Origin of the sequence: Gordonia zhenghanii (genome assembly GCF_021738965.1) — a bacterium.
Classification (GTDB): domain Bacteria; phylum Actinomycetota; class Actinomycetes; order Mycobacteriales; family Mycobacteriaceae; genus Gordonia; species Gordonia zhenghanii.
The window spans coordinates 41,782-64,473 of record NZ_JAKKOQ010000008.1 but is presented as its reverse complement, the minus strand read 5'-3'; the positions used below and the strand labels follow the sequence as shown (position 1 = coordinate 64,473).

The window sequence follows — 22,692 nt, the reverse complement described above, 5'->3', positions numbered from 1 at the left end:
CGCGGGCGAACGCGAGGTTAACCAAACGTTTTACCCGCCAGTAGGTTCGAAATGTGTGCGCGCGCCGGATAGCCTTGTGCGGTGACTCGTCGAACCAAGATCGTTTGTACTCTGGGACCCGCTACTAACACCGAAGAAGGGATCACCGCACTCGTCGAGTGCGGAATGAATGTCGCCCGTATGAATTTCAGCCATGGCGCGCACAGCGACCATCGCAGTGTCTACGAGGCGGTTCGCGCGGCGAGTGTGAACACCGGCCAGGCCGTGGGTGTTCTCGCCGATCTTCAAGGCCCGAAGATCCGTCTCGGCAAGTTCGAGGACAACGGTCGTCCCAACGGTGCGGTCGACTGGAACGACGGCGAGCAGGTCCGGATCACCGTCGACGATGTGATCGGCAACCACGACCGCGTGTCGACCACATACGCGCACCTCGCCGAGGACGCCCGACCGGGTGACCGGCTTCTCGTCGACGACGGCAAGGTCGGTCTGACCGTCGATCACGTCGACGGCAACGACGTGGTCTGCCTGGTCACCGAAGGCGGCACGGTCAGCAACAACAAGGGCCTGTCGATGCCGGGCATGAACATCTCGGTGCCCGCGATGTCGGAGAAGGACATCGCGGACCTCGAGTTCGCGCTCGAACTCGGCGTCGACCTGGTCGCGCTCTCGTTCGTCCGGAGTCCCGCCGACATCGAACTCGTCCACGAGGTGATGGATCGGGTCGGCGACCGGGTGCCGGTGATCGCGAAGCTCGAGAAGCCGGAGGCGATCGACAACCTCGAGGCGATCGTCCTCGCATTCGACGCGATCATGGTCGCGCGCGGTGACCTGGGCGTCGAGATGCCGCTCGAGCAGGTGCCACTCGTGCAGAAGCGCGCCATCCAGATGGCGCGGGAGAACGCCAAGCCGGTCATCGTCGCGACGCAGATGCTCGATTCGATGATCGAGAACTCTCGTCCGACCCGAGCGGAGGCCTCCGACGTCGCCAACGCAGTCCTCGACGGCGCCGACGCCGTGATGCTCTCCGGCGAGACGTCAGTCGGCAAATATCCGAATGAGACGGTGCAGACCATGTCGCGCATCGTCACGGCGGTCGAAGAGGGAACTCGAGACGTTCCCGTGCTGACGCACGTCCCGCGCACCCGCCGCGGCATCGTCACCTACGCCGCGCGCGACATCGCCGAGCGACTCAACGCGGCCGCGATCATCACGTTCACCGAGTCCGGCGACACCCTGCGCCGCGTCGCGCGACTGCACTCGCGGATTCCGCTGCTCGCGTTCACCGCGACCGAGGCGACCCGGAACCAACTCGCCCTCAGCTGGGGTGCCGACGCAGTCCTCGTGCCCCGCATGAAGAACACCGACGCCATGATCGACCAGGTCGACGAAGTCCTCACCGCCAACGGCAGACTGCAGCGAGGCGACACCGTCGTCATCGTCGCAGGCGCTCCGGCGTCGGTGATCGGTTCGACCAACTTCGTGCACGTGCACCGCATCGGCGAACAGGACCACTGACACAGCCACGGCTCCTCCTCGCTGTCGCTGACGTCGCGCGCCGCCCGGTCACCGGGCGGCGCGCGTCGCATATGGTGGAGACCTATGAGTACAGACACCGCTGGAGATTCCCTGGCGGCCGAGCAGTCGGCCGACCTGCAGACCCTGCTTGCACTGCTCGACCTGGAACGGGCCGACGACGACCTGTTCATCGGGCACCACCCCGAGCAGGTCAACTCGCGGACCTTCGGTGGTCAACTACTCGGCCAGGGCATCGTCGCCGCGGGCCGCACCCTGGTCAAGGGCAGCCCGCCGGTCCACGCAGTGAACGCGCACTTCGTCCGCGGCGGTGATGTGACGAAGCCCCTCGAGTACCACGTCGACCGGTTCCGCGACGGCAGACCGTTCGCCAACCGTCAGGTCACCGCGATTCAAGACGACGAAGTGATCTTCACGATGCTCGTCGCATTCCAGAACAACGCGGCGGGCCTCGAACACGCCGTGGACATTCCCGAAGTCGAGTACCCCGAGAGTCTGCCGCCCATCAGTGAGCACTTCGAAGGGTACGAAGAGACCGTCGAGGCGTTCGTGAACGCCCTCCACCCGATCGACATCCGGTTCGTCAACGCGCCTGCCTGGAAACTGAAGGGCACCGGCGAGAACCTCAATCACAACCGGGCGTGGATGAAGACCGACGGCACGATGCCCGACGATCCGCTCCTGCACGTCGCCGCGCTCGCGTACTCGTCGGACACGACGGTCCTGGACTCGATCATCACTACGCACGGGCTGTCCTGGGGATTCGACCGGCTGTTCGCGGCCACGGTCAACCATTCGATGTGGTTCCACCGTGAATTCCGATTCGACGAGTGGCTGCTGTACGCGACCGAGTCGCCGGTGGCAGCCGGTTCGCGCGGCATCGGGTCCGGCCGTGTCTTCACCCGTGACGGGGCGCTGGCTGCGTCCGTCGTGCAAGAGGCATTGATCAAGTACTTCCCACCGCGCTCGTGACCGTGTCCGACTTCCAGGCTCCCGACGTCCGGTTCCATCTGCCGCCCGGCCCGCCGGTGAAACCGAAACGCTGGCAGCGAAGCTACAAGTGGCCGATCCGGATCGCGAGCGTGGTCGTTGTGCTCGCCGCGCTGGTGGCCGGGACACTCGCGGTGGTCGAGGGCTTCCACCAACGGTCGACGATGACGGCGGTCGGCGGCGTCGCCGTCGACTGCGGGACGCGAGCCGTCGCGGGATCGATCCCGGTGGCGTTCGGCGACAGCGTTGCGGTCTTCGACGCGACAAGCGGCGCGTCGCCGCGCGACGAACCGCTCGCCGTCACGCGCCTGTCCCGCCTGGCCGTCCTCACCGGCGACACGTGCCTCGCCGAGTTCGAGATCCGCGATCTCCCGGTGGTCGACGCCTACGTAGTGCGCATCGGTGACAGCTACCGCCAAGTGGTCGGCGCCGCCGCACTCAAGGGCGGCTACCTGTTCGCATAAGGCGGTCCCTCACTTACCTGTTCGCATAGGGCGGTCCCTCACTTACCTGTTCGCATAGGGCGGTCCCGTCCGACTACCGGAGCGCTCGGCGAGCGGCAGCGACGAGCGCCGGATCCGTCGTCTCGAGGCCGGCCGCGGACCCACCGCCCGGGCCGGACGATCCAGGATCGTCGACCAGAGCCTTGGCCGACAGATGGACGGCGTCGACGCCGAGAGCGACGAGCGCACCGATGTCGCCTGGACGCACGCCACCGCCCGCCATCACCTGGACGCCGGTGTCGGCCGCGACGAGTGCTGACAGCACGGCGCGTCCTTCATACGCCGTTCTCGCACCACCGGAGGTCAGCACTCGGTCCACACCGAGACCGCCGAGGACCCGCAGTGCGTCGACCGGGTCCGCTGCCGCATCCAGCGCGCGATGGAACGTGACCTGGACATCGCCCGACTGACGCGCAGCGGCGATCAGAACGGCCGTCGCGCCCCGGTCTATCGAGCCGTCGTCATGCAACGCGCCGACAACGACGCCTGCGGCGCCCGCGGAGACCAGATGGACGATGTCCGCGGCCATCACCGCGATCTCGCCTGCGGTGTAGACGAAACCACCCGGCCGTGTTCGGACCAGTGCGTGGACCTCGACTCCGGTCGCGACAGTCGCCTCGACAGAGGCGAGTGTCGGGGTGAGGCCACCTGTCGCACCCAGCGCCGAACACAACTCGACCCGGTCGGCCCCGCCTGCGCGGGCGTTCTCCGCGCCTGCGGGGTCCTGGACGGCGATCTCCAGAGCCGTCATCTCAGACGAGTCACTTGATGGGCCGCGACACCGGGACGTTGACCCAACTCGGGTGCGCGGGATCGATCTCGATGTACTGCGGACGTAACTGGGACGACCACAGTTCAGGACCGAGCGGGACGGCCTTCGGGAAGTTGAAGGCGTAGATGTCCACGCGGAGTCGGTCCCCGGGGCGCAACTTGGCCTGAGTCGCCGTCATCGGGATGTCGACGTCGAGAGTCTGCCCGGGCTTCACCTTGTGATAGTCCGAGATCGACAGCTTCGGGATCGCGTCGGTCAGGTCGCCGTTCGGCGCGTACGAACTCCGCTCTTTGTCCATCGCACGAAGCGACACCATCAGCTGGCCCATCGACACCGTCGTCGACCGTCCGTCCGGCGAGACGACGTTGACCGTCGCGTGCCAGTAGCCGTCGGTGGCGTTGAGTCGTTGACGCAGATGGACCACGGGGGTGCCGCTGATGCTCGTCGCCGCCGACACCGGGGCCGAGGTGAAGGTCTGGGCAGCGACCTCGGAGACGCGCGAGTCCTTGCCGCAGAAGTCGAAGATCGCGGTGATTCCGGTTGCGGACTGTGCGGCGTCGCGGCTGCACAGCGTCGAGAGTCCCGGCTTCACCTGGCGGGTGGCGCGTGCCGCCGGCCGGGCCGCAGAGAGCGAGCCGTCGCCTGCGACAGGTGTGCGCGCAGTGCCCGACGACCGACCGGACAGATACTGGCGCTCGTAGGTGTGTCCGGGGAGCGGATAGGTCTTCCCCTGGACGAACCAGCCATTCGGTTCGGAGGCCAGGGTCGCGGGCGAATACCGGTCGATGCCGTTGTCGATTCCCTTGAGCCACTTGTCGTACCAGGCGCGGGCGAGCACGTCGATGCGCGGCGGGTAGCCCTTCTGCCCGAAGTTCGAGCTGGACGTGATGTGGTAGCCGTCGTCCATGATCAGCTTCTTCTTCGCATCGGGAAGCTTGCTCAACCCGGTCAGCAGGCGCGCCTCGCTGTTGGTGAACAGGTCGTTCCAGCCGCCGATGCTGAACGTGGGCGTCGTGATCGCCGAGACGTCGGTGAAGTACGACGTTCGACGGTCCGACCCCGGAGTGACGAGCTGCCGGGTGGTGCCGCGCAACGATTTCGGGGACTTCGTGGTCAGCGCCTCGATCATGACGTCGAAAAACGTGAGCGGATCTTTCACCCGGTCCGCGAGCCACTTCCAGTCGAACGTGCCGTTGAGCATCGAGGCCACGTTCGGAATCAGCTTCGTCGTGTTGACCAGGGTGAGCCACGGAACGAGGAAGCCGAATCCGACGCCGCCGCCCGGAGCGATCACGTCCTGAATGAGGTCGGCGCCGGGCACCACTGGGAAGATCGCGTCGAGTGCGCCCGGATCGTCGGACGCGGCCTGCAACTGGTTGATCGCCGAGTACGAGACGCCGGACATGCCGACCTTCCCGTTGCCCCAGCTCTGCTTCTTGGCCCAGTCGACCACCTCGACGGTGTCTTTGCGCTCACGCTCGCCGAACACCTGCCACGTGCCCTGGGAGAAACCGGTGCCGCGGACGTCGACGACGACGATGTTGTAGCCGCTCTTCACCAATTTCGGGTCGTAGGCGAACGTGTTGACCAGACCGCCGCGCAGGGCGCCTATCAACTCGTTGTAGCCGGACAGGAAGGTTCCGCGTGCGTTGATCCCGTTCAGCAGATCGATGAGCTGGGGGACCAGGACCGGGTAGTTCATCACCTCGGACGCGAGAGCCGACACCATCTTCGTGTACGGCGTCATCGTGACGATGGTGGGAAGCTTGGCGGACACCGGCTTTCCCGACCGGTTCGTCGGTCGGATCACATTGGACCGCAGCACAGTTCCGTCACTCATACGGATCGGCACGTCCGGTTTCACCGAGTAGCCCGAGTACTTCTGCGGACCGTCGTGGGTGCGCGTCAACTTCGCTCCGAGCGCGCCGTACACGTCGGCGTTCGCGTCCGACGACGTCGCGGGCACGAGTCCGACCCCGGCTACGACGGTCGTCGCTGCGACGAGAGCAATCATGAGATGCCGGACTGTCCGGCGCAATGGTGCGATCACCTGTTCAGAAACCTTCCCCGAAAGGTCAGACGGAATACAGGAGTGTGCTGTCGTCACCTGCTCGTGATCTGACTCTCAGGTAACAATAAGGGTTATCTTCGTCTCCGTCGAGTCTCGTGCCGACCTGATCCCGACGGCGTCCGCGCGAACTGCTCGATGCGGGGTGCTGCGGGTCCAGAGTCGTTGTCCGTCTGTCGGGCAACGCATTCGACCCGAGTTGGAGCAGGGTCGGCGTCACCGAGTACACTTTCACCTCGCACTGATCCACCAGCCCCGGTGGCGAAATAGGCAGACGCGCCGCACTCAAAATGCGGTCTCGAAAGGGGTGCCGGTTCGAGTCCGGCCCGGGGCACATTTCACCGTGACAGACGAGGATGAGAGCGCGATGGCAGACGACACAGCGACTACCGGACAAGCGAGCCGGGTCGTCGTCGCCGAGGACGATTCGCTCATCCGCATGGATCTCATCGAGATGCTCCGCGAAGAGGGTTACGACGTCGTCGGAGAGGCGCCGAACGGGCAGGTGGCCGTCGAGCTCACCGAGGAACTCCGACCCGATCTCGTGATCATGGACGTCAAGATGCCCGTCCGTGACGGCATCGACGCGGCGAGCGAGATCGCATCGAAGCGACTCGCTCCCGTCGTCATGCTCACCGCATTCAGCCAGCGCGAGTTCGTCGAGCGCGCTCGGGACGCGGGAGCGATGGCGTACCTCGTGAAGCCGTTCACCCAGGCTGATCTCGTGCCCGCGATCGAAGTGGCGCTGAGTCGGTACCGCGAACTCAAACTCCTCGAAGCCGAAGTCGCCGACATGTCCGAGCGCTTCGAGACCCGCAAGCTCGTCGAACAGGCCAAAGGTCTGCTCATGGCCAAGCAGGAACTCACCGAACCCGACGCGTTCCGGTGGATCCAACGCAACGCGATGGACCGTCGCGTCACGATGAAAGCCGTCGCGCAGGTCGTCGTCGAGACCCTCGGCTGACTGCCGACCGGCCTGTCGGAACCACGCCCTAGACTCACTGATGTGAGTGCAGCGAAGAAGACCGAGACCCGACCGACCCTCATGCTGCTCGACGGGCATTCGTTGGCCTATCGGGCCTACTTCGCCCTGCCGCCGGAGAATTTCACGACCAACACCGGGCAACACACCAACGCCGTCTACGGCTTCACGTCGATGCTCATCAACCTGTTGCGGGACGAGGAGCCGACACACATCGCGGCCGCGTTCGACGTGTCGCGTAAGACGTTCCGCGCCGAGATGTTCCCCGAGTACAAGGCGCAGCGCAGCAAATCTCCCGACGAGTTCCGCGGTCAGGTGGACGTCACCAAGGACGTGCTCGCGGCGATGGGCATTCCGGTGATGGCCGTAGAAGGCTACGAGGCCGACGACATCATCGCGACGCTCGCGACCCAGGCCGACGCGGCGGGCTATCGCGTGCTGGTGGTGACCGGCGACCGCGACTCGCTGCAACTCGTCAACGAGAACATCACGGTGCTGTACCCGAAGACCGGCGTGTCGGTTCTGACGCGGTTCACCCCCGAAGAGGTCGAGAAGAAGTACGGGCTCACCCCCGAGCAGTATCCCGACTTCGCGGCCTTGCGTGGAGACAAGAGCGACAACCTCCCCGGTATCCCCGGGGTCGGCGATAAGACGGCGACTAAGTGGATCGTGGAGTACGGCTCGCTCGAGCAGCTCGTCCACCATGTCGACGAGATCCGGGGAAAGACGGGCGACTCACTGCGCGCGAACCTGGCGTCGGTGCAGATGAACCGGACTCTCACCGAGATGATCCGCGACATGGACCTCCCCGCAGGCCCCGACGAGTTGAAGCTGCACGCGTGGGATCGCGACCGCATCCACGCCCTGTTCGACGATCTCGAGTTCAAGGTGCTGCGCGACCGACTGTTCTCGACCCTGACCTCGACCGAGCCCGAAGCCGATGAAGGCATCGAGATCAACGGTGCGCAGCTGGCCGCGGACGAGGTCGCGCAGTGGCTGGACGCGCATGCGCGGACCGGGCGGTCGGGCATCGCTGTCGACGCCAAGCAGGTGGTCGTCGGCTCGGACGTCGACGGCCTCGCGATCGCTGCCGCCGACGGTGCGGGCGCGTTCATCGACCCGGTCGCCATGTCGGCGGCGGATGATGCGGCACTCGCCGACTGGCTCGCTGACGCATCGGTGCCCAAGGCCGTCCACGAGGCGAAATGGGCGGTCCACGCGCTGCGTGGACGTGGCTGGAGGATCGACGGCGTCACGTCCGACACCTCGCTCGCCGCGTATCTGGTGCGGCCCGGACAGCGTTCCTTCAATCTCGACGACCTCGCGCTGCGCTATCTCCGGCGTGAGCTCAAAGCCGACGACGGCGTCGACGACGGTGGGCAGTTGTCGTTGCTCGACGACGACGCCGATTCGGCGCGAGCCGCCGAATCGTTGATGCTGTCGGCGCGTGCCGTCGCCGAGCTCGCCGACGCGCTCGACACCGAATTGGAGCGGATCGACTCGACTGCGCTGCTCACCGAGATGGAGTTGCCGCTGACCTTCGTGCTCGCCGATCTCGAGGCAGTGGGAATCGGCGTCGACACGGCGCACTTCTCCGACCTGGAGTCGGAGTTCGCGCAACGGGTCCGCGACGCGGCCGAATCGGCGTACGAAGTGATCGGGGAGCAGGTCAACCTGGGGTCGCCGAAGCAACTCCAGACGATCCTTTTCGACAAGCTCGAGATGCCGAAGACCAAGAAGACCAAGACCGGGTACACGACCGACGCCGATGCGCTCGCCGGATTGTATGAGAAGACCGAGCACCCGTTCCTCAAGTTCCTGCTGGAGCATCGTGACGCGACACGGCTGAAGGTGACGGTCGACGGTCTGCTGAAGTCCGTCGCCGACGACGGCCGCATCCACACGACGTTCAACCAGACCGTCGCCGCGACCGGCCGACTGTCTTCGACGGATCCGAACCTGCAGAACATTCCGGTCCGTACCGAGGCGGGACGCCAGATCCGCGGTGGTTTCGTGGTGGCGCCGGGAGCGGGAGCGAGCGGGCCACGATCTGCAGTGGCGCCGGGAGCGGGAGCGAGCGGGCCACGATCTGCAGTGGCGCCGGGAGCGGAGTCGGTCGAGTTCGAGACTCTGATGACTGCCGACTACTCGCAGATCGAGATGCGGATCATGGCGCATCTGTCCGAGGACGAGGGGCTCATCGAGGCGTTCCGGTCGGGGGAAGACCTGCACAACTTCGTCGGGTCCCGCGCGTTCGGCGTACCCGTCGACCAAGTGGATCCGCAGATGCGTTCGCGGGTCAAGGCTATGTCGTACGGACTCGCTTACGGGCTGAGCGCGTACGGGTTGGCTGCCCAGCTGGGCATCGGTCGCGAAGAGGCCAAGGAGCAGATGGAGCGGTACTTCGACCGGTTCGGCGGAGTGCGTGACTACCTGCACGACGTCGTCGTACAGGCGCGGCGCAACGAGTACACGGCGACCCTGTTCGGTCGTCGCCGCTACCTGCCGGATCTGAACTCCGACAACTTCCAGCGTCGCCAGTCCGCCGAACGGATGGCACTCAACGCGCCGATCCAGGGCACTGCAGCCGACATCATCAAGGTCGCGATGATCAACGTTCAGCGCCGACTCACGTCCGAGGGACACCGTTCGCGCATGCTGCTGCAGGTGCACGACGAGCTGGTCCTCGACATCGCGACCGGCGAACGTGATGCCATCGAAGCCCTCGTCCGCGAGGAGATGGGCGACGCGATCTCCCTCTCGGTCCCGCTGGAAGTCTCCGTCGGCGTCGGCCGGACGTGGGACGCCGCCGCCCACTGAGGCCTAATCGCACCAAGGAGACGCACTCGTGACTGAACCGTTGAGGATCGCCGTGCTCGACGGTGACGGCATCGGCCCCGAGGTGGTGCCTGCTGCATTGTCGGTGGCCGAGCGCGCACTCGAACGGCAGGGGACCGGGCTGCAGACGGTACGACTGCCGTTCGGCGCGACCGCGATCGATTCGCACGGTGCGCCGGTGCCTGGGAGCACGCTCGAGGCCCTCGCCGACTTCGATCTGTGGCTCGTCGGCCCGCACGACAGCGCGTCGTATCCGGCGGACCTGCGGCATCCGGCGCCCGGCGCGGTGATGCGCAAGCAGTTCGATCTGTTCGCGAACTTACGTCCGGCTCGGGCCGTGACGGGCGTTCGGGCCACGACTCCGGGCATCGACGTGCTGATCGTCCGCGAGAACAGCGAGGGCCTGTACGCGGACCGCAACATGGCGGTCGGCAGCGGTGAGTTCATGCCGACGCCCGACGTCGCTCTGTCGGTGGGGCTGATCACGCGGGCGGCGACCGAGCGGATTGCGATCGAAGCGTTCGAAGCAGCCCGACGTCGGCGCGGCCACGTCACCGTCGTCCATAAGGCCAATGTCCTCCGGATGACGACTGGGCTGTTCCGGGATGTCTGCCTGCAGGTGGGCGAACGGTACCCGGACGTTCGGGTAGACACCGAGCACGTCGACGCGATGGCCGCACTCCTGGTGCGGCGTGCGGGCGACTTCGACGTGATCGTGACCGAGAACCTGTTCGGCGACATCCTCTCGGATCTCGCGGCGGAACTGTCCGGGTCACTCGGTCTCGCGCCGTCCCTCAATTCGTCTGCCGATCGAGCGATGGCTCAAGCCGTCCACGGGGCGGCCCCGGACATCGCGGGCCGCGACGTCGCGAACCCGGTCGCGACGATCTCGTCGATCGCGATGCTCGTGCGGTGGCACGGCGAACAGTCGGCGTCCACGTCGGCGCTGCGGGCGGCTGACGCGATCGACGCCGCGGTCGCGCATGTTCTCGCCGACGGGCTCGCGACTGCCGATCTGGGTGGTTCCGCGTCGACGACGGAGTTCACCGCTGCGGTCACAGCAGCTCTCTGACGATTCCGTGCACGATATTGTGACGCCGTCGTTCCTGGTGAACGTCAACCGCACAGTTTCTTGCGGCATCACCAGTCAGCCGCGGCAGAACGCGCGGTGAGCCGATCGATGACCTCCTGAATGCACTGGGCGGGCGTGTCGTTGAGCATGTGCCAGTTGTACTGCAGCTCACTCCACCCGTTTCGTTGGAGCCAATTGGCTTTGGCCAGGTCGTTTCCGTGTCGCTTCGTGTCCCGATGAAATGCCCAGCCGGAGATCTCGACCCCGACCTTCAGTTCCGGCCATGCGAAGTCGAGCCGCCAGCCGCCGACCGGATACTGCTGCACCCAGCCGACCACGCTCCAGTCGTCGAGGAGACGCGTGAACAGACGTTCCGCGTCCGACTCGCTGTCGGAGGCCGCGACGGCCAGGAGGCGGCGCGCGGCGACCATGCCCTGCAGTCCGGCATTGTCGTCGATCGCGCGATAGAGGCCGTCGAGAGTCACCGTCCGCTTCTGGAGCATTCGGTCGAGGAACGCGGCGCCCGACGGCGGGTCGACCGCAGCCATGAGTGCGGTCAGCGGCTTGCGGGTGACCGGCAGATCGAGGACATCGGTGACGGATTCGTGCTGGTATCGACGGCGGGTCGCGAGCACGTCGATCGGCCAGTCCGGTGCGGTCCGACGATGCGGCGTCGACAGGGTGATGCGCAACGGCAGGTCTCGTAGCATTCCGTGCCACCAGGCTGCCGTCGTCCGATCGGCGACTCCACGGTAGGAGAGCACGGCGGCGCGGACCATCGCGGCTTCGGTGAGCGGGTGCGCCGCCGACCGGTAGACGCCTCGGGCCAGAGCGAGCCATTCGCCACGCTTGAGCCTGCCCCTGATGTCGCCGTCACTGAGGCCGCAGGCGTGCGCCTGCCCAACGCCGACGACGCCGTCGTGTGCTGCCAGGAATGCCGCGATCTCCCCGAAGTCGCCCATATCGGTTAGACGCACGTCGGTTCGGCGCGGTTCCGTTGAGGGACCCGTCGGCGCGTCGCCAACACCGGTTCCGCCATACTCGTTCTTCGGACCAACACATTCGTCGAGAAGAACGGTTGCGTCCAGACCGACGAGAGGATGCCCGGCATGCGGATGCGCTCGCGCCTGTTCGGCGCCGTGACTGCGTGTGCAGTCCTGGTGCTGTCGGGCTGTGTGGTCGACGAGTCGGCGCTCGACACCAAGCCGATCGACATCCACGTCGAGGAGCAGCCTGCGATCGCGGCTCTCGTGCCTTCGGCGATCCGCGCGGGCGGTGTGCTCAAGGTAGGAACCAACCCGCCGTATCAACCGAACGAGTTCAAAGACCGCAACGGCGACATCATCGGCTACGACGTCGATCTCGTCGACGCGATCGGCGCCGTCCTCGGGTTGAAGGTCGTGTACACCCAGTCGGACTTCGACAAGATCATCCCGTCGGTGCAGGCGGGCAGCTATCACATGGGCATGTCGTCGTTCACCGATTCGCTCGAGCGTGAGGAGCAGGTCGACTTCGTCACCTACTACACGGCGGGCATCCAGTGGGCGGCCAAACCGGGACGCGATGTCGATCCCGACGATGCCTGCGGGCTGCGCGTCGGGGTGCAGGTGTCGACGACGGAGGACACCGATGAGGTCCCGGCGAAGAGCGAGGCGTGCGTGGCGCGGGGTGCGGAACCGATCGTCAAGGTGGCATTCGACACGCAGGATCAGGCCGTCAACGCTGCACTGCTCGGCCAGGTCGACGCGTTCTCCGCGGACTCGCCGGTCACCGCGTATGCGATCAAGAAGACCGACGGCCAACTCGAACAGGTCGGACCGACTTACGACTCCGCGCCGTACGGGTTCCCGATCAAAAAGGGGTCCGAGCTCGCGGCGGCGGTCCAACAGGCAGTGCAGTACCTGATCGACGACGGGCAGTACCGGAAGATCTCCGAACATTGGGGTGTGCAGGCGGGAATGATCGAGACAGCGCAGATCAACGGGGCCGAGGAGTAACTCAGATGGCCGATATTCACACGTCGGACGCACCGGCGCCCATCAAAGCTGTTCCCCTCAAGCACCCGGGGCAGTGGGTCGTCGGCGTCGTCATCGTCGTCCTGGCCGCACTGTTCGTCTACGGCGCCGCGACGAACGACGCCTACCAGTGGAGCACGTACGGCGACTACCTGTTCGAGCAGAGAATCCTGTCGGGGGTCGGCTACACGCTGGCGCTGACCGTGTTGTCGATGATCTTCGGCGTCATCCTCGGCGTCGTGGTCGCGGTGATGCGGATGTCGCCCAACGCGGTGTTCCGGTGGACGTCATGGGTGTACCTGTGGATCTTCCGAGGCACTCCCGTCTACGTTCAGTTGGTCCTGTGGGGACTGGTCGGTTCGATCTATCAGACGGTCAACCTCGGCGTTCCGTGGGGGCCGACGTTCGTTCAACTCGACATTCAGGAGTTCAGCCTCAAGAACGTCTTCGTCGTCGCGGTCGTCGGACTCGCGTTGAATGAGGCGGCCTACATGGCGGAGATCGTCCGTGCGGGAATCTCGTCGGTGGGCGAGGGACAGATGGAGGCGTCGACGGCGCTCGGGATGTCGTGGTGGCAGGCGATGCGGCGCACCGTGCTGCCGCAGGCGATGCGGGTGATCATCCCACCGACTGGCAACGAGGTCATCTCGATGCTGAAGACGACGAGCCTCGTGTCGGCTGTGCCGTTCACCCTGGATCTGTTCGGCCGTCAGCGCGACATCTCCGGCGTCAACTTCCAGCCGATCCCGATGCTGCTCGTCGCGTCGACGTGGTACCTCGTGGTGACGAGCGTGCTCATGGTCGGCCAGCACTACCTGGAGAAGCACTATTCGAAGGGGTCGTCGCGCGAACTGTCGGGCAGGCAACTGGCTGCGCTCGCCGCGGCGAACCAACCGATCGTCGAGGAGGGCAAGTGAACGCCGACGTGACTCCCATGGTCCTGGCCGACCGCGTCTGCAAGAACTTCGGCGCCCTGGACGTTCTCAACGGTGTGTCGCTCGAAGTACAGCGCGGGGAGGTCGCCTGCTTGATCGGGCCGTCCGGCTCGGGAAAGTCGACGTTCCTGCGGTGCGTCAACCACCTGGAGAAAGTGAATGCCGGACGACTCCTGGTGGACGGCGACCTCATCGGCTACCGGGAGAAGGCGGGCAAACTCTACGAACTGAGCTCGCGTGACGCGGGTCGTCAGCGTCGCGACATCGGGATGGTGTTCCAGCACTTCAACCTCTTCCCGCACCGCACGGTGGTCAACAACATCATCGAGGCGCCGATGCTGGTCGGCGGCAAGTCGAAAGCGGCGGCCACCGAGCATGCGATGGCGCTGCTCGATCAGGTCGGACTGCGCAACAAGGCCGATGCCTACCCGGCGCAGTTGTCGGGCGGACAGCAGCAGCGGGTGGCGATCGCTCGCGCACTCGCGATGGAACCGAAGCTGATGCTCTTCGACGAGCCGACGTCTGCGCTCGACCCGGAACTCGTCGGCGATGTCCTCGAAGTGATGCGTGGTCTGGCAGCAGACGGGATGACGATGCTCGTCGTCACACACGAGATGGGCTTCGCCCGCGAGGTGGCCGACCAACTGATCTTCATGGACGCGGGTGCCGTCGTAGAGAAGGGACGCCCGCGTGACGTCCTGGCGAATCCACAGCACGAACGAACCCAGAGTTTCCTGTCGAAGCTGCTGTAGCGATCTACCTGCAGTCGGCTATTCGACTAGCGCGCGAAGACATCGACGCCGCCGATCACGCGACCCGATCACTCGGGCTTGTGGGTCACGAACACGGCGGTGCCGGGGAAGTGGGCGCCGCGCAGCGGAGACCACTGGCCCCATTCCTGGTCGAGGTCGTCCGGCCACTCGGGTTCGACGACGTCGTCGAGCACGAGGCCCGCGGCGACGATCTCGCGGATCCGATCGCCCATCGTCCGATGGTGTTCGGCGTAGGTGACCACGCCGTCGTCGTCGGCCTCGGTGTACGGGGTCCGGTCGAAATACGACAGCCGGACCACGAGGCCCTCCGGCCCCGGATCGTCGAGGAACATCCAGCGCATCGGATGATTTGTCGCGAACACCCAGCGGCCGCCGGGCCGCAGCACACGAGCGACCTCACGCATCGCGCGGGCAGAATCGGCGACGAACGGTATCGCGCCGAACGACGAGCACGCGATGTCGAACGACGCGTCGGCGAACGGAAGGTGCTCGGCGCCCGCCTGGACGAGCGGGACTCGGCGGTCGTCGAGTCGCATCGCGTCGACACCGTGAGCGAGCATTCCGGCAGACACGTCCAGCCCGACGACATGTGCGCCGCGTGCCGCAAGCCACCGCGCGCACGGAGCCGATCCGCACCCGACTTCGAGGACGTCTCGGCCCTCGACGTCGCCGAGAAGTCGAACATCCTCTTCGCGTAGCCGTTCCGGGCCCCAGACGAACTCGCCGCCCGGCGTGGTGGAGCCGATGAACGCTCCGTGCTCGCCGTGGTACTCGTCGGCTTCGGAGTCCCACCACGAACGGTTCGCGCGTTCGCTCGTCGGGGTGTCCACGTCGCCGAGCATGCGTGGGGGTCGGGGATCATCAGCAGGCACGGCCGGTCACCACCGTCTCCGTCTTCGTTTCGCCGTTCCACAGTCGGATCGCGCTTACGCGAGCGGTGATCGGCTCACCGACACACGCGACGGCCTCGGCGATCGCCGAGGCGGGCACTCGTCTCGCCATGGTGACGTGCGGCGTCCAGGATCCGGGGGCGCAATGCGAGCCGAGGTCGATCACTGCGTCGCTACACAGTCGGTACGCGGCCGCATGGACACTCACGAGGTCGGCCGACGGTACGACGCTCGCCGCGATGGTGAACGTCGACCGCGACGAGAAGACCACGGGCGCACCGAGAAGGACGGAGAAGGGGAGGCGTTGCGCCACCGCGGCCATGCCGGAGTGCGCGGCGCCCGACTCATCGATCGCCGAGCCGGCGAGCAAGGTGCAGTGGGGGCGGGCGGTGGACCAGTGGACAGACGCCGGGGTGCGCAGGCCGATGGCGTCGAGTGCTCCCCAGACGTCACGGACACGCGCTTGCGCCTCCTCGTCGATGAGCAGTTCGATGGATTGAGCCACGTCCACAAGCATCCCATCCCGACGATTCAGTGCGCGGTGTGTGCCCGCCCGGTGTCCGATCAAGGGGCGCAACACATCCCATTTGTGCAGGCCAGTGGCGGGTAGTATCCTGGAATACGCGCATGTCCGTCATGCGCGCCCACAATCGTCGGATTCCAGGTCTGGCCTGCACGGACAGTCCTGAAAACCGTACCTACTACCTACCTGTCCGGAGCAACTCACCATATGTCGTCCCCCACGATCACCTCGCCGCAAGTAGCCGTCAATGACATCGGCTCGGCTGAGGATTTCCTCGCAGCTATCGACGCAACGATCAAGTACTTCAACGATGGCGACATCGTCGAAGGCACCATCGTCAAGGTCGACCGCGACGAGGTTCTGCTTGACATCGGTTACAAGACCGAAGGCGTCATCCCCTCGCGCGAGCTGTCGATCAAGCACGACGTCGACCCGAGCGAAGTCGTCACCGTCGGTGACGAGGTCGAAGCACTTGTCCTCACCAAGGAGGACAAAGAAGGCCGTCTGATCCTGTCGAAGAAGCGTGCACAGTACGAGCGCGCTTGGGGCACGATCGAGGAGCTCAAGGAGAAGGACGAGGCCGTCAAGGGCACCGTCATCGAGGTCGTCAAGGGCGGCCTGATCCTCGACATCGGTCTTCGCGGCTTCCTGCCCGCCTCGCTCGTCGAGATGCGTCGCGTCCGTGACCTCCAGCCGTACATCGGCAAGGAGGTCGAGGCCAAGATCATCGAGCTCGACAAGAACCGCAACAACGTGGTCCTGTCGCGTCGCGCATGGCTCGAGCAGACCCAGTCCGAGGTCCGCAGCGAGTTCCTCAACCAGCTGCAGAAGGGCCAGGTCCGCAAGGGCGTCGTGTCCTCGATCGTCAACTTCGGCGCATTCGTCGATCTCGGCGGCGTCGACGGCCTGGTGCACGTCTCCGAGCTGTCGTGGAAGCACATCGACCACCCGTCCGAGGTCGTCACCGTGGGCGACGAGGTCACCGTCGAGGTCCTCGACGTCGACATGGACCGCGAGCGCGTCTCGCTGTCTCTCAAGGCGACGCAGGAAGATCCGTGGCGTCAGTTCGCCCGCACTCACGCGATCGGTCAGATCGTTCCGGGCAAGGTCACCAAGCTGGTGCCGTTCGGTGCATTCGTCCGCGTCGAAGAGGGCATCGAGGGCCTGGTCCACATCTCCGAGCTGGCCGAGCGCCACGTCGAGGTTCCCGACCAGGTCGTCTCGGTCGGCGACGACGCAATGGTGAAGGTCATCGACATCGACCTGGACCGTCGTCGTATCTCGCTGTCGCTGAAGCAGGCCAACGAGGACTACTCGGAGGAGTTCGACCCCTCGAAGTACGGCATGGCCGACAGCTACGACGAGCAGGGCAACTACATCTTCCCCGAGGGCTTCGACGCCGAGACCAACGAATGGCTCGAAGGCTTCGACTCCCAGCGTGAAGAGTGGGAGGCGCGCTACGCCGAGGCTGAGCGTCGTCACAAGATGCACACCGCTCAGATGGAGAAGTTCGCCGCGGCAGCCGCCGAGGCAGAGAACGCTCCGACCGACTACTCGTCGTCGTCCGCTTCGGCTCCGGCGTCGTCGAGCGAGCCTTCGGACTCGACCGGTGCCGCGACGACCGGCGGATCGCTGGCCAGCGACGAGCAGCTCGCCGCACTCCGCGAGAAGCTGTCGGGCAACGTCTGATAGCGCTCGCTGCTTAAGCTGACAACGCCCCGGAATCCGTTAAGGGTTCCGGGGCGCTGTTGTGTCAGCGCTCCGTCCGGAGCGGTTGGCAACCATGCGTTGTTGACAATAATTTTCATCAACGTGTTCACTGGCCGCATGCAGAAAACGAACACACGACTATTCGCCGCCCTCGCAGTCGCCGGCGCTGCCTTTCTCTCCGCTTGCTCCGGAGAGTCCGACGACGCGGCCTCGTCCTCGCCCAGTGAGAAGTCCCGCGCCACACCACGTTTGGTGGTCGCCTACGACGGGGGACTCAAGGTGCTCGATGGAAAGAGCCTCGACGAGGTCTCCGACATCGAGCGTGACGGCTTCCTCCGTCTGAACCCGGCGGGGGACTCCCGCCACGTCTTCGTGACGACCGACGACGGCTTCGAACTCGTCGACGCCGGAACCTGGCGTGAATCGCACGGCGACCACAGTCACTACTTCACGTCCGAGCCGCGCATGACCGACGTCGAGTTCGACGGCCCCAAGCCGGGCCACGTCGTCGCGCACGACGACACGATCACGCTGTTCTTCGACGGCAGCGGCGAGGCCGTGACGATGCCAGGCGAGGCCTTGTCGGACGGGCAACCCGAGACGTCGGACTACCGTGCGCCTCACGCCCATCACGGCGTCGCAGTCAAGCGGGCCGACGGGACGCTCGTCGTCTCGCAGGGCGACGAGGAATCTCGGGACGGCATCGCGATCATCGGGGCCGACGGGAAACAACTCGCGACTGATGATCAATGCCCGGGCATCCACGGAGAGGCGGCTGCGGCCGACGGTGTGCTGGCCTTCGGATGCGAGGACGGCCTGCTGTTGGTTCGCGGTGGAGACATCACCAAGGTGACCGCTCCAGATTCCTACGCTCGCATCGGAAACCAAGCGGGAGCGGATGATTCGCCATTCGTTCTCGGTGACTACAAGACCGTCCCCGCCGACACTCTCGACGACGATGAGATAGAGCGCCCGCGGAAGTTCTCGCTCACCGACACCAGGACCGGGACGTTGCGCGTCGTGGACCTCCCGACGAGCTACAGCTTCCGCTCACTGGCCCGCGGACAGGACGGCGAGGCGGTGATCCTGGGGACCGACGGCGCGCTGTACGTGTTCGATCCGGCGACGGGTCGACAGATCGGGCGCCATCAGGTGATCGGGGAGTGGACCGAGCCCGTCGAATGGCAGGAGCCGATGCCGCTGGTCGAGGTCCTCGGCGGCACCGCCTACGTCAGCGATCCGTCCACGGACACCGTTGTCGCGGTCGACGTGCTCTCGGGTTCGGAGATCGCGCGCACCACCCTCGACGTGGACGTCACCGAGGCTGTGGCCGTCACGGGGTGAGCGCCGGGCTTGTGACGTCCGCTCATCTCTGTAGCGCGCGACGTCGGTGAAGCGTCGCCGCGATCCCGGTCGCGGCGGCGCGAACGGCGTCGGCGTGCGGCTCCGGTCGGTACCGGGTCAATGGGCCGGTCACGCTCACGGCGGCGACGACGTCGTTGGTCGCGACTTCGAGGATCGGGGCGGCCACGCATGCGATGCCGATCGTCGACTCCTCGAACTCGAACGCGACGCCGGCCTCGCGGACGGTGTCGAGTTGGGCGGCGAGCAGCCCGGGGGCGACGATCGTCCGCGGTGCGCGTCGCGGGAGAGGGGATGCGAGCACCTGTCGACGCAGGTCGGGTTCAGCGTGGGCGAGCAGTGCCTTCCCGATCCCGGTGCAGTGCAACGGCATCCGGCCGCCGGTCCGCGACGGTGCGCTCGCTTGCCGGTGGCCGCCGATCTTCGCGACGTAGAGGACCTCGTGGCCGTCGAGGACGCCGAGGTGCACGGTCTCGCGGGTGCGGGCGTACAGGTCCTGAAGGAACGGCATCGCGATCTCTAACAGGCTGCGCTCTACTGAGGCGCGCATGCCGAGCTCGAACAGGCCGCCGGACAGTCGGTATCCGCTGTCGGTGCGGTCGAGCAGTCGAGCGTCGACCAGTTCCCGCGCGAGACGGTGCGCAGTCGCCTTGTGCAGGAGTGTGCGACGGACGATCTCAGCCAATGTCAGCTCGTGGTCGTCGACCTCGAACGCATGCAGGATCAGCATTACCTTCCCGATCACCGAATCGGGAACCGACACCGGGCCAGGGGGAGAGATGGAGGCAGAGTCGCTGGTCACGTACCGACTCTACGCCGCGTATCGCTGAACGAGACGACTTCCTTCCGTCACGGGGTGTGATCGCGGGAACATGTTCACTATGACCACCAGTACCGACTCCGTCGCCGCCGAGCAGCAGGCGGCCGACAGGCTCCTCCAGGCGCTGCAGACTCGAACAGCGTGCACTCCAGTCCGTGACCTCATCGGAGCCGTCGACCTGCCTGCCGCCTATCGCGTCCAGGAACGACTGACCGCCGGACGTCTCGCGGGCGGCGCCCGCATCGTCGGGCGCAAGATCGGCCTCACCTCGAAGGCCGTCCAAGATCAGATGGGCGTCGACCAGCCCGACTTCGGCGTCCTCTTCGACGACATGGCCTACGGCGAGGGCGTCGAAGTGCCGATGGATCGACTCCTGCAGCCCAAGGCCGAAGCGGAGGTCGCGTTCGTCCTCAAGAACGACCTCGCCGACGGTCCGCTCGACATCGACCAGATCCGTGACGCCGTCGACTACGGCGTGGCGGCGATCGAGGTGTGCGACAGCCGCATCGACGGGTGGGACATCGCCTTCGCCGACACGGTTGCGGACAACGCGTCGTCCGGCGTCTACGTTCTCGGGGCGGACCGCAAGACCCTCGACGAGTTCTCGCCGGTCGACGTCGGCATGCGCATGCTCATCAACGGCGAGGAAGTCTCGACGGGCAACGGAGCGGCGTGCCTCGGAGATCCGCTCAACGCGGTCGCATGGCTCGCGAAGTCGGCTCGCGACTTCGGCGAACCCCTCCGCGCCGGACAGGTCATCCTGTCCGGTGCACTCGGCCCCATGCGGCCGATCGAATCCGGCGACGAGGTGAGGGTCGAGATCTCTGGACTCGGCACCGTCGTCGCGAAGTTCAGCGAAGGAAAGCAGTCATGAGCAAGAAGACGAAAGTCGCCATCATCGGTTCCGGCAATATCGGCACGGACTTGATGATCAAGGTGATCCGCACGGCGAAGCATCTGGAGATGGGCGCGATGGTCGGCATCGACCCGGAGTCGGACGGGCTCGCGCGCGCCGAGCGCATGGGTGTGCCGACCACCAGCAAAGGCGTCGAAGGTCTCGTCGAACTGCCGGGCTTCGACGAGATCGAGATCGTCTTCGACGCGACATCGGCCAAGGCGCACGAATACAACGCCTCGATTCTTGAGCCGCTCGGCAAGCGCCTCGTCGACCTGACTCCGGCCGCGATCGGTCCCTACGTGGTGCCCGCCGTCAACATTGACGACTACCTCGACGCCCCGAACGTCAATATGGTGACCTGCGGCGGGCAGGCGACGATTCCGATCGTCGCCGCCGTGTCCCGAGTGGCCCCCGTCGCGTACGCCGAGATCGTCGCGTCCATCGCGTCGAAATCGGCGGGGCCGGGCACTCGCGCCAACATCGACGAGTTCACCGAGACGACGTCCAGCGCGATCAAGGAGGTCGGCGGTGCCCGTAATGGCAAGGCGATTATCATTCTCAACCCGGCTGAGCCGCCCCTGATTATGCGCGACACCGTGTACACGCTCGTCGACGCTCCGGATCTCGACACCCAGGAGCAGATCCGTAACTCGGTCGAGAAGATGGTCGCCGACGTGTCGGCCTACGTTCCGGGTTACCGGTTGAAGCAGAAGGTGCAGATCATCCCGATCGCCGAAGGCTCAACCGTCGAGACCCTGATGAAGGAGGAGCCCGAATCGGCTCCGACCCACCAGGTCTCGGTGTTCCTGGAAGTAGAAGGCGCCGCGCACTACCTTCCCGCGTACGCCGGGAACCTCGACATCATGACCTCCGCAGGCCTGCAGTACGCCGAGCGGATCGCCGCCCTCGCGGCCGAGAAGGAGACCACCGCATGAGCACGCACCAGACGCAGAACCCCGGCGGGACGCCTATCTTCGTGCAGGACGTCACCCTTCGTGACGGGATGCACGCCGTCCGTCACCAGATCAGCACGGACGACGTCAAACGCATCGTCTCCGCACTCGATGCGGCGGGCGTCGACGCGATCGAGGTCGCACACGGCGACGGACTGTCCGGCGGTTCGGTGAACTACGGTCCCGGATCGAATACCGACTGGGAGTGGCTCGAGGCCGCCGCGAGCGTCATCGACAACGCACGGCTGACCACGCTGCTGCTGCCGGGAGTCGGCACTGTCGAAGAGCTCCAGCGCGCCTGGGATCTCGGTGTCCGTTCGGTCCGCATCGCCACCCACTGCACCGAGGCCGACGTCTCGGCCCAGCACATCGCGGCCGCACGTGAGATCGGCATGGACGTGTCAGGCTTCCTGATGCTCTCCCACATGTCCGAGCCCGAGAAGCTCGCGCAGCAGGCCAAGCTGATGGAGTCGTACGGCGCGCACTGCGTGTACGTCACCGACTCCGGGGGCCGACTCACGATGAAGGACGTCGAGGCGCGCATCAAGGCGTACCGCGATGTCCTGGATCCGGCCACCCAGATCGGCATCCACGCCCACGAGAACCTGTCGCTGTCGGTCGCGAACTCCGTCGTCGCTGTCGAGAACGGCGTCTACCGAGTCGACGCGTCGCTCGCCGGCCACGGCGCGGGCGCCGGAAACTGCCCGATCGAACCGTTCGTCGCCGTCGCCAATCTGTCCGGTTTCGAGCATCGGTGCGAACTGAATGCGCTCGAGGACGCGGCCGACGACATCGTCCGGCCACTGCAGGACCGGCCGGTGCGGGTGGACCGTGAGACGCTCACGCTCGGCTATGCGGGCGTCTACTCGTCGTTCCTGCGGCACGCCGAGACCGCAGCGCAGCGTTACGACCTCGATGTGCGCGACATTCTGACGGTGTGCGGTGAACGGCGCCTCGTCGGTGGACAGGAAGACATGATCGTCGACATCGCGCTGACCCTCGTCGAGGAGCGCGAAGCGGTCGACGCCGAACCGGCCGGAGTGTGACGTACCGCC

At 66.0% G+C, this 22,692-nt stretch carries 20 protein-coding genes and 1 tRNA gene; 15 read left to right on the top strand and 6 right to left on the bottom strand.

Annotated features, from left to right (window positions below):
• Positions 1-81 precede the first annotated feature (81 nt).
• From pyk to L5G32_RS10530, 3 genes are all read left to right on the top strand, one after another.
• Positions 82-1,515 carry a pyruvate kinase gene (pyk, locus tag L5G32_RS10540; RefSeq protein WP_237010997.1) on the top strand — a complete coding sequence of 478 codons (1,434 nt, stop codon included), beginning with the start codon at positions 82-84 and terminating at the stop codon, positions 1,513-1,515.
• Positions 1,516-1,599: 84 nt separating this feature from the next.
• On the top strand, positions 1,600-2,505 hold the full coding sequence (locus L5G32_RS10535; protein WP_372491682.1) for an acyl-CoA thioesterase: 906 nt from the start codon (positions 1,600-1,602) through the stop codon (positions 2,503-2,505).
• A gap of 2 nt (positions 2,506-2,507) precedes the next feature.
• Complete coding sequence (locus tag L5G32_RS10530; RefSeq protein WP_237010996.1) at positions 2,508-2,987, top strand: hypothetical protein; 480 nt, start codon at positions 2,508-2,510, stop codon at positions 2,985-2,987.
• Between the two features lie 73 nt (positions 2,988-3,060).
• Here the strand turns inward: L5G32_RS10530 and L5G32_RS10525 are convergent, their stop codons facing one another.
• On the bottom strand, positions 3,061-3,777 hold the full coding sequence (locus L5G32_RS10525) for a copper homeostasis protein CutC (RefSeq protein ID WP_237010995.1): 717 nt from the start codon (positions 3,775-3,777) through the stop codon (positions 3,061-3,063).
• Between the two features lie 10 nt (positions 3,778-3,787).
• Entirely contained in the window at positions 3,788-5,812 is a 2,025-nt protein-coding gene (locus tag L5G32_RS10520; protein WP_237010994.1) for a CocE/NonD family hydrolase, read from the bottom strand.
• Positions 5,813-6,118: 306 nt separating this feature from the next.
• Here L5G32_RS10520 and L5G32_RS10515 point away from each other — a divergent pair.
• From L5G32_RS10515 to L5G32_RS10500, 4 genes are all read left to right on the top strand, one after another.
• A tRNA-Leu gene (locus L5G32_RS10515) sits at positions 6,119-6,200 on the top strand.
• Between the two features lie 33 nt (positions 6,201-6,233).
• Positions 6,234-6,830, top strand: a complete 597-nt coding sequence (locus L5G32_RS10510; protein ID WP_237010993.1) for an ANTAR domain-containing response regulator — start codon at positions 6,234-6,236, stop codon at positions 6,828-6,830.
• Between the two features lie 81 nt (positions 6,831-6,911).
• The gene (gene polA, locus L5G32_RS10505) at positions 6,912-9,668 is read left to right on the top strand and encodes a DNA polymerase I (protein ID WP_237011231.1); all 2,757 of its coding nucleotides are present in this window, start codon (positions 6,912-6,914) and stop codon (positions 9,666-9,668) included.
• A 28-nt stretch (positions 9,669-9,696) separates the two neighbouring features.
• Positions 9,697-10,758, top strand: coding sequence for an isocitrate/isopropylmalate dehydrogenase family protein (locus tag L5G32_RS10500; protein ID WP_237010992.1), 1,062 nt, complete (start codon positions 9,697-9,699; stop codon positions 10,756-10,758).
• Between the two features lie 68 nt (positions 10,759-10,826).
• Here L5G32_RS10500 and L5G32_RS10495 read toward each other — a convergent pair whose 3' ends face one another.
• The gene (locus tag L5G32_RS10495; RefSeq protein ID WP_237010991.1) at positions 10,827-11,735 is read right to left on the bottom strand and encodes a type IV toxin-antitoxin system AbiEi family antitoxin domain-containing protein; all 909 of its coding nucleotides are present in this window, start codon (positions 11,733-11,735) and stop codon (positions 10,827-10,829) included.
• 132 nt (positions 11,736-11,867) lie between these two features.
• Here L5G32_RS10495 and L5G32_RS10490 point away from each other — a divergent pair, with 132 nt between their 5' ends.
• The 3 genes from L5G32_RS10490 to L5G32_RS10480 are packed head-to-tail and all read left to right on the top strand — an operon-like array spanning position 11,868 to position 14,460.
• Positions 11,868-12,755, top strand: a complete 888-nt coding sequence (locus L5G32_RS10490; RefSeq protein ID WP_237010990.1) for an ABC transporter substrate-binding protein — start codon at positions 11,868-11,870, stop codon at positions 12,753-12,755.
• A gap of 5 nt (positions 12,756-12,760) precedes the next feature.
• Positions 12,761-13,690 carry an amino acid ABC transporter permease gene (locus L5G32_RS10485; protein WP_237010989.1) on the top strand — a complete coding sequence of 310 codons (930 nt, stop codon included), beginning with the start codon at positions 12,761-12,763 and terminating at the stop codon, positions 13,688-13,690.
• A 17-nt stretch (positions 13,691-13,707) separates the two neighbouring features.
• Positions 13,708-14,460 (top strand): amino acid ABC transporter ATP-binding protein, encoded by a 753-nt coding sequence (locus L5G32_RS10480; protein ID WP_237011230.1) that lies wholly within the window; start codon positions 13,708-13,710, stop codon positions 14,458-14,460.
• A gap of 68 nt (positions 14,461-14,528) precedes the next feature.
• Here L5G32_RS10480 and L5G32_RS10475 read toward each other — a convergent pair whose 3' ends face one another.
• Both L5G32_RS10475 and L5G32_RS10470 read right to left on the bottom strand, forming a co-directional pair.
• Complete coding sequence (locus L5G32_RS10475) at positions 14,529-15,323, bottom strand: class I SAM-dependent methyltransferase (protein WP_237011229.1); 795 nt, start codon at positions 15,321-15,323, stop codon at positions 14,529-14,531.
• Positions 15,324-15,342: 19 nt separating this feature from the next.
• Positions 15,343-15,876, bottom strand: a complete 534-nt coding sequence (locus L5G32_RS10470; protein ID WP_237010988.1) for a 2'-5' RNA ligase family protein — start codon at positions 15,874-15,876, stop codon at positions 15,343-15,345.
• Positions 15,877-16,101: 225 nt separating this feature from the next.
• Between L5G32_RS10470 and rpsA the strand changes: the two genes are divergently transcribed.
• Both rpsA and L5G32_RS10460 read left to right on the top strand, forming a co-directional pair.
• Positions 16,102-17,583: a 30S ribosomal protein S1 gene (rpsA, locus tag L5G32_RS10465; RefSeq protein ID WP_237010987.1), complete on the top strand. Its 1,482-nt coding sequence runs from the start codon at positions 16,102-16,104 to the stop codon at positions 17,581-17,583.
• A 138-nt stretch (positions 17,584-17,721) separates the two neighbouring features.
• Positions 17,722-18,948, top strand: coding sequence for a hypothetical protein (locus L5G32_RS10460; RefSeq protein ID WP_237010986.1), 1,227 nt, complete (start codon positions 17,722-17,724; stop codon positions 18,946-18,948).
• Positions 18,949-18,970: 22 nt separating this feature from the next.
• On the opposite strand, the gene L5G32_RS10455 is transcribed toward L5G32_RS10460, so the two are convergent.
• Positions 18,971-19,696 carry an IclR family transcriptional regulator gene (locus L5G32_RS10455; protein WP_237011228.1) on the bottom strand — a complete coding sequence of 242 codons (726 nt, stop codon included), beginning with the start codon at positions 19,694-19,696 and terminating at the stop codon, positions 18,971-18,973.
• A gap of 151 nt (positions 19,697-19,847) precedes the next feature.
• On the opposite strand from L5G32_RS10455, the gene L5G32_RS10450 reads away from it, so the two are divergent.
• Genes L5G32_RS10450 through dmpG form a run of 3 tightly spaced genes read left to right on the top strand, consistent with a single transcriptional unit; the run spans position 19,848 to position 22,683 of the window.
• The gene (locus L5G32_RS10450; protein WP_237010985.1) at positions 19,848-20,660 is read left to right on the top strand and encodes a 2-keto-4-pentenoate hydratase; all 813 of its coding nucleotides are present in this window, start codon (positions 19,848-19,850) and stop codon (positions 20,658-20,660) included.
• On the top strand, positions 20,657-21,619 hold the full coding sequence (locus L5G32_RS10445) for an acetaldehyde dehydrogenase (acetylating) (RefSeq protein WP_237010984.1): 963 nt from the start codon (positions 20,657-20,659) through the stop codon (positions 21,617-21,619). The genes L5G32_RS10450 and L5G32_RS10445 overlap by 4 nt, the downstream gene beginning before the upstream one ends.
• The gene (gene dmpG / locus L5G32_RS10440) at positions 21,616-22,683 is read left to right on the top strand and encodes a 4-hydroxy-2-oxovalerate aldolase (RefSeq protein WP_237010983.1); all 1,068 of its coding nucleotides are present in this window, start codon (positions 21,616-21,618) and stop codon (positions 22,681-22,683) included. The genes L5G32_RS10445 and dmpG overlap by 4 nt, the downstream gene beginning before the upstream one ends.
• Positions 22,684-22,692 lie beyond the last annotated feature (9 nt).

Coding starts and splice junctions, on each gene's coding strand:
- L5G32_RS10535 (WP_372491682.1), top strand. CDS start 1,600: ATGAGTACAGACACCGCTGGAGATTCCCTGGCGGCCGAGCAGTCGGCC.
- L5G32_RS10525 (WP_237010995.1), bottom strand. CDS start 3,777: ATGACGGCTCTGGAGATCGCCGTCCAGGACCCCGCAGGCGCGGAGAAC.
- L5G32_RS10520 (WP_237010994.1), bottom strand. CDS start 5,812: ATGATTGCTCTCGTCGCAGCGACGACCGTCGTAGCCGGGGTCGGACTC.
- L5G32_RS10510 (WP_237010993.1), top strand. CDS start 6,234: ATGGCAGACGACACAGCGACTACCGGACAAGCGAGCCGGGTCGTCGTC.
- polA (WP_237011231.1), top strand. CDS start 6,912: ATGCTGCTCGACGGGCATTCGTTGGCCTATCGGGCCTACTTCGCCCTG.
- L5G32_RS10490 (WP_237010990.1), top strand. CDS start 11,868: ATGCGGATGCGCTCGCGCCTGTTCGGCGCCGTGACTGCGTGTGCAGTC.
- L5G32_RS10485 (WP_237010989.1), top strand. CDS start 12,761: ATGGCCGATATTCACACGTCGGACGCACCGGCGCCCATCAAAGCTGTT.
- L5G32_RS10480 (WP_237011230.1), top strand. CDS start 13,708: ATGGTCCTGGCCGACCGCGTCTGCAAGAACTTCGGCGCCCTGGACGTT.
- L5G32_RS10475 (WP_237011229.1), bottom strand. CDS start 15,323: ATGCTCGGCGACGTGGACACCCCGACGAGCGAACGCGCGAACCGTTCG.
- rpsA (WP_237010987.1), top strand. CDS start 16,102: ATGTCGTCCCCCACGATCACCTCGCCGCAAGTAGCCGTCAATGACATC.
- L5G32_RS10460 (WP_237010986.1), top strand. CDS start 17,722: ATGCAGAAAACGAACACACGACTATTCGCCGCCCTCGCAGTCGCCGGC.
- L5G32_RS10455 (WP_237011228.1), bottom strand. CDS start 19,696: ATGCTGATCCTGCATGCGTTCGAGGTCGACGACCACGAGCTGACATTG.
- L5G32_RS10450 (WP_237010985.1), top strand. CDS start 19,848: ATGACCACCAGTACCGACTCCGTCGCCGCCGAGCAGCAGGCGGCCGAC.
- L5G32_RS10445 (WP_237010984.1), top strand. CDS start 20,657: ATGAGCAAGAAGACGAAAGTCGCCATCATCGGTTCCGGCAATATCGGC.
- dmpG (WP_237010983.1), top strand. CDS start 21,616: ATGAGCACGCACCAGACGCAGAACCCCGGCGGGACGCCTATCTTCGTG.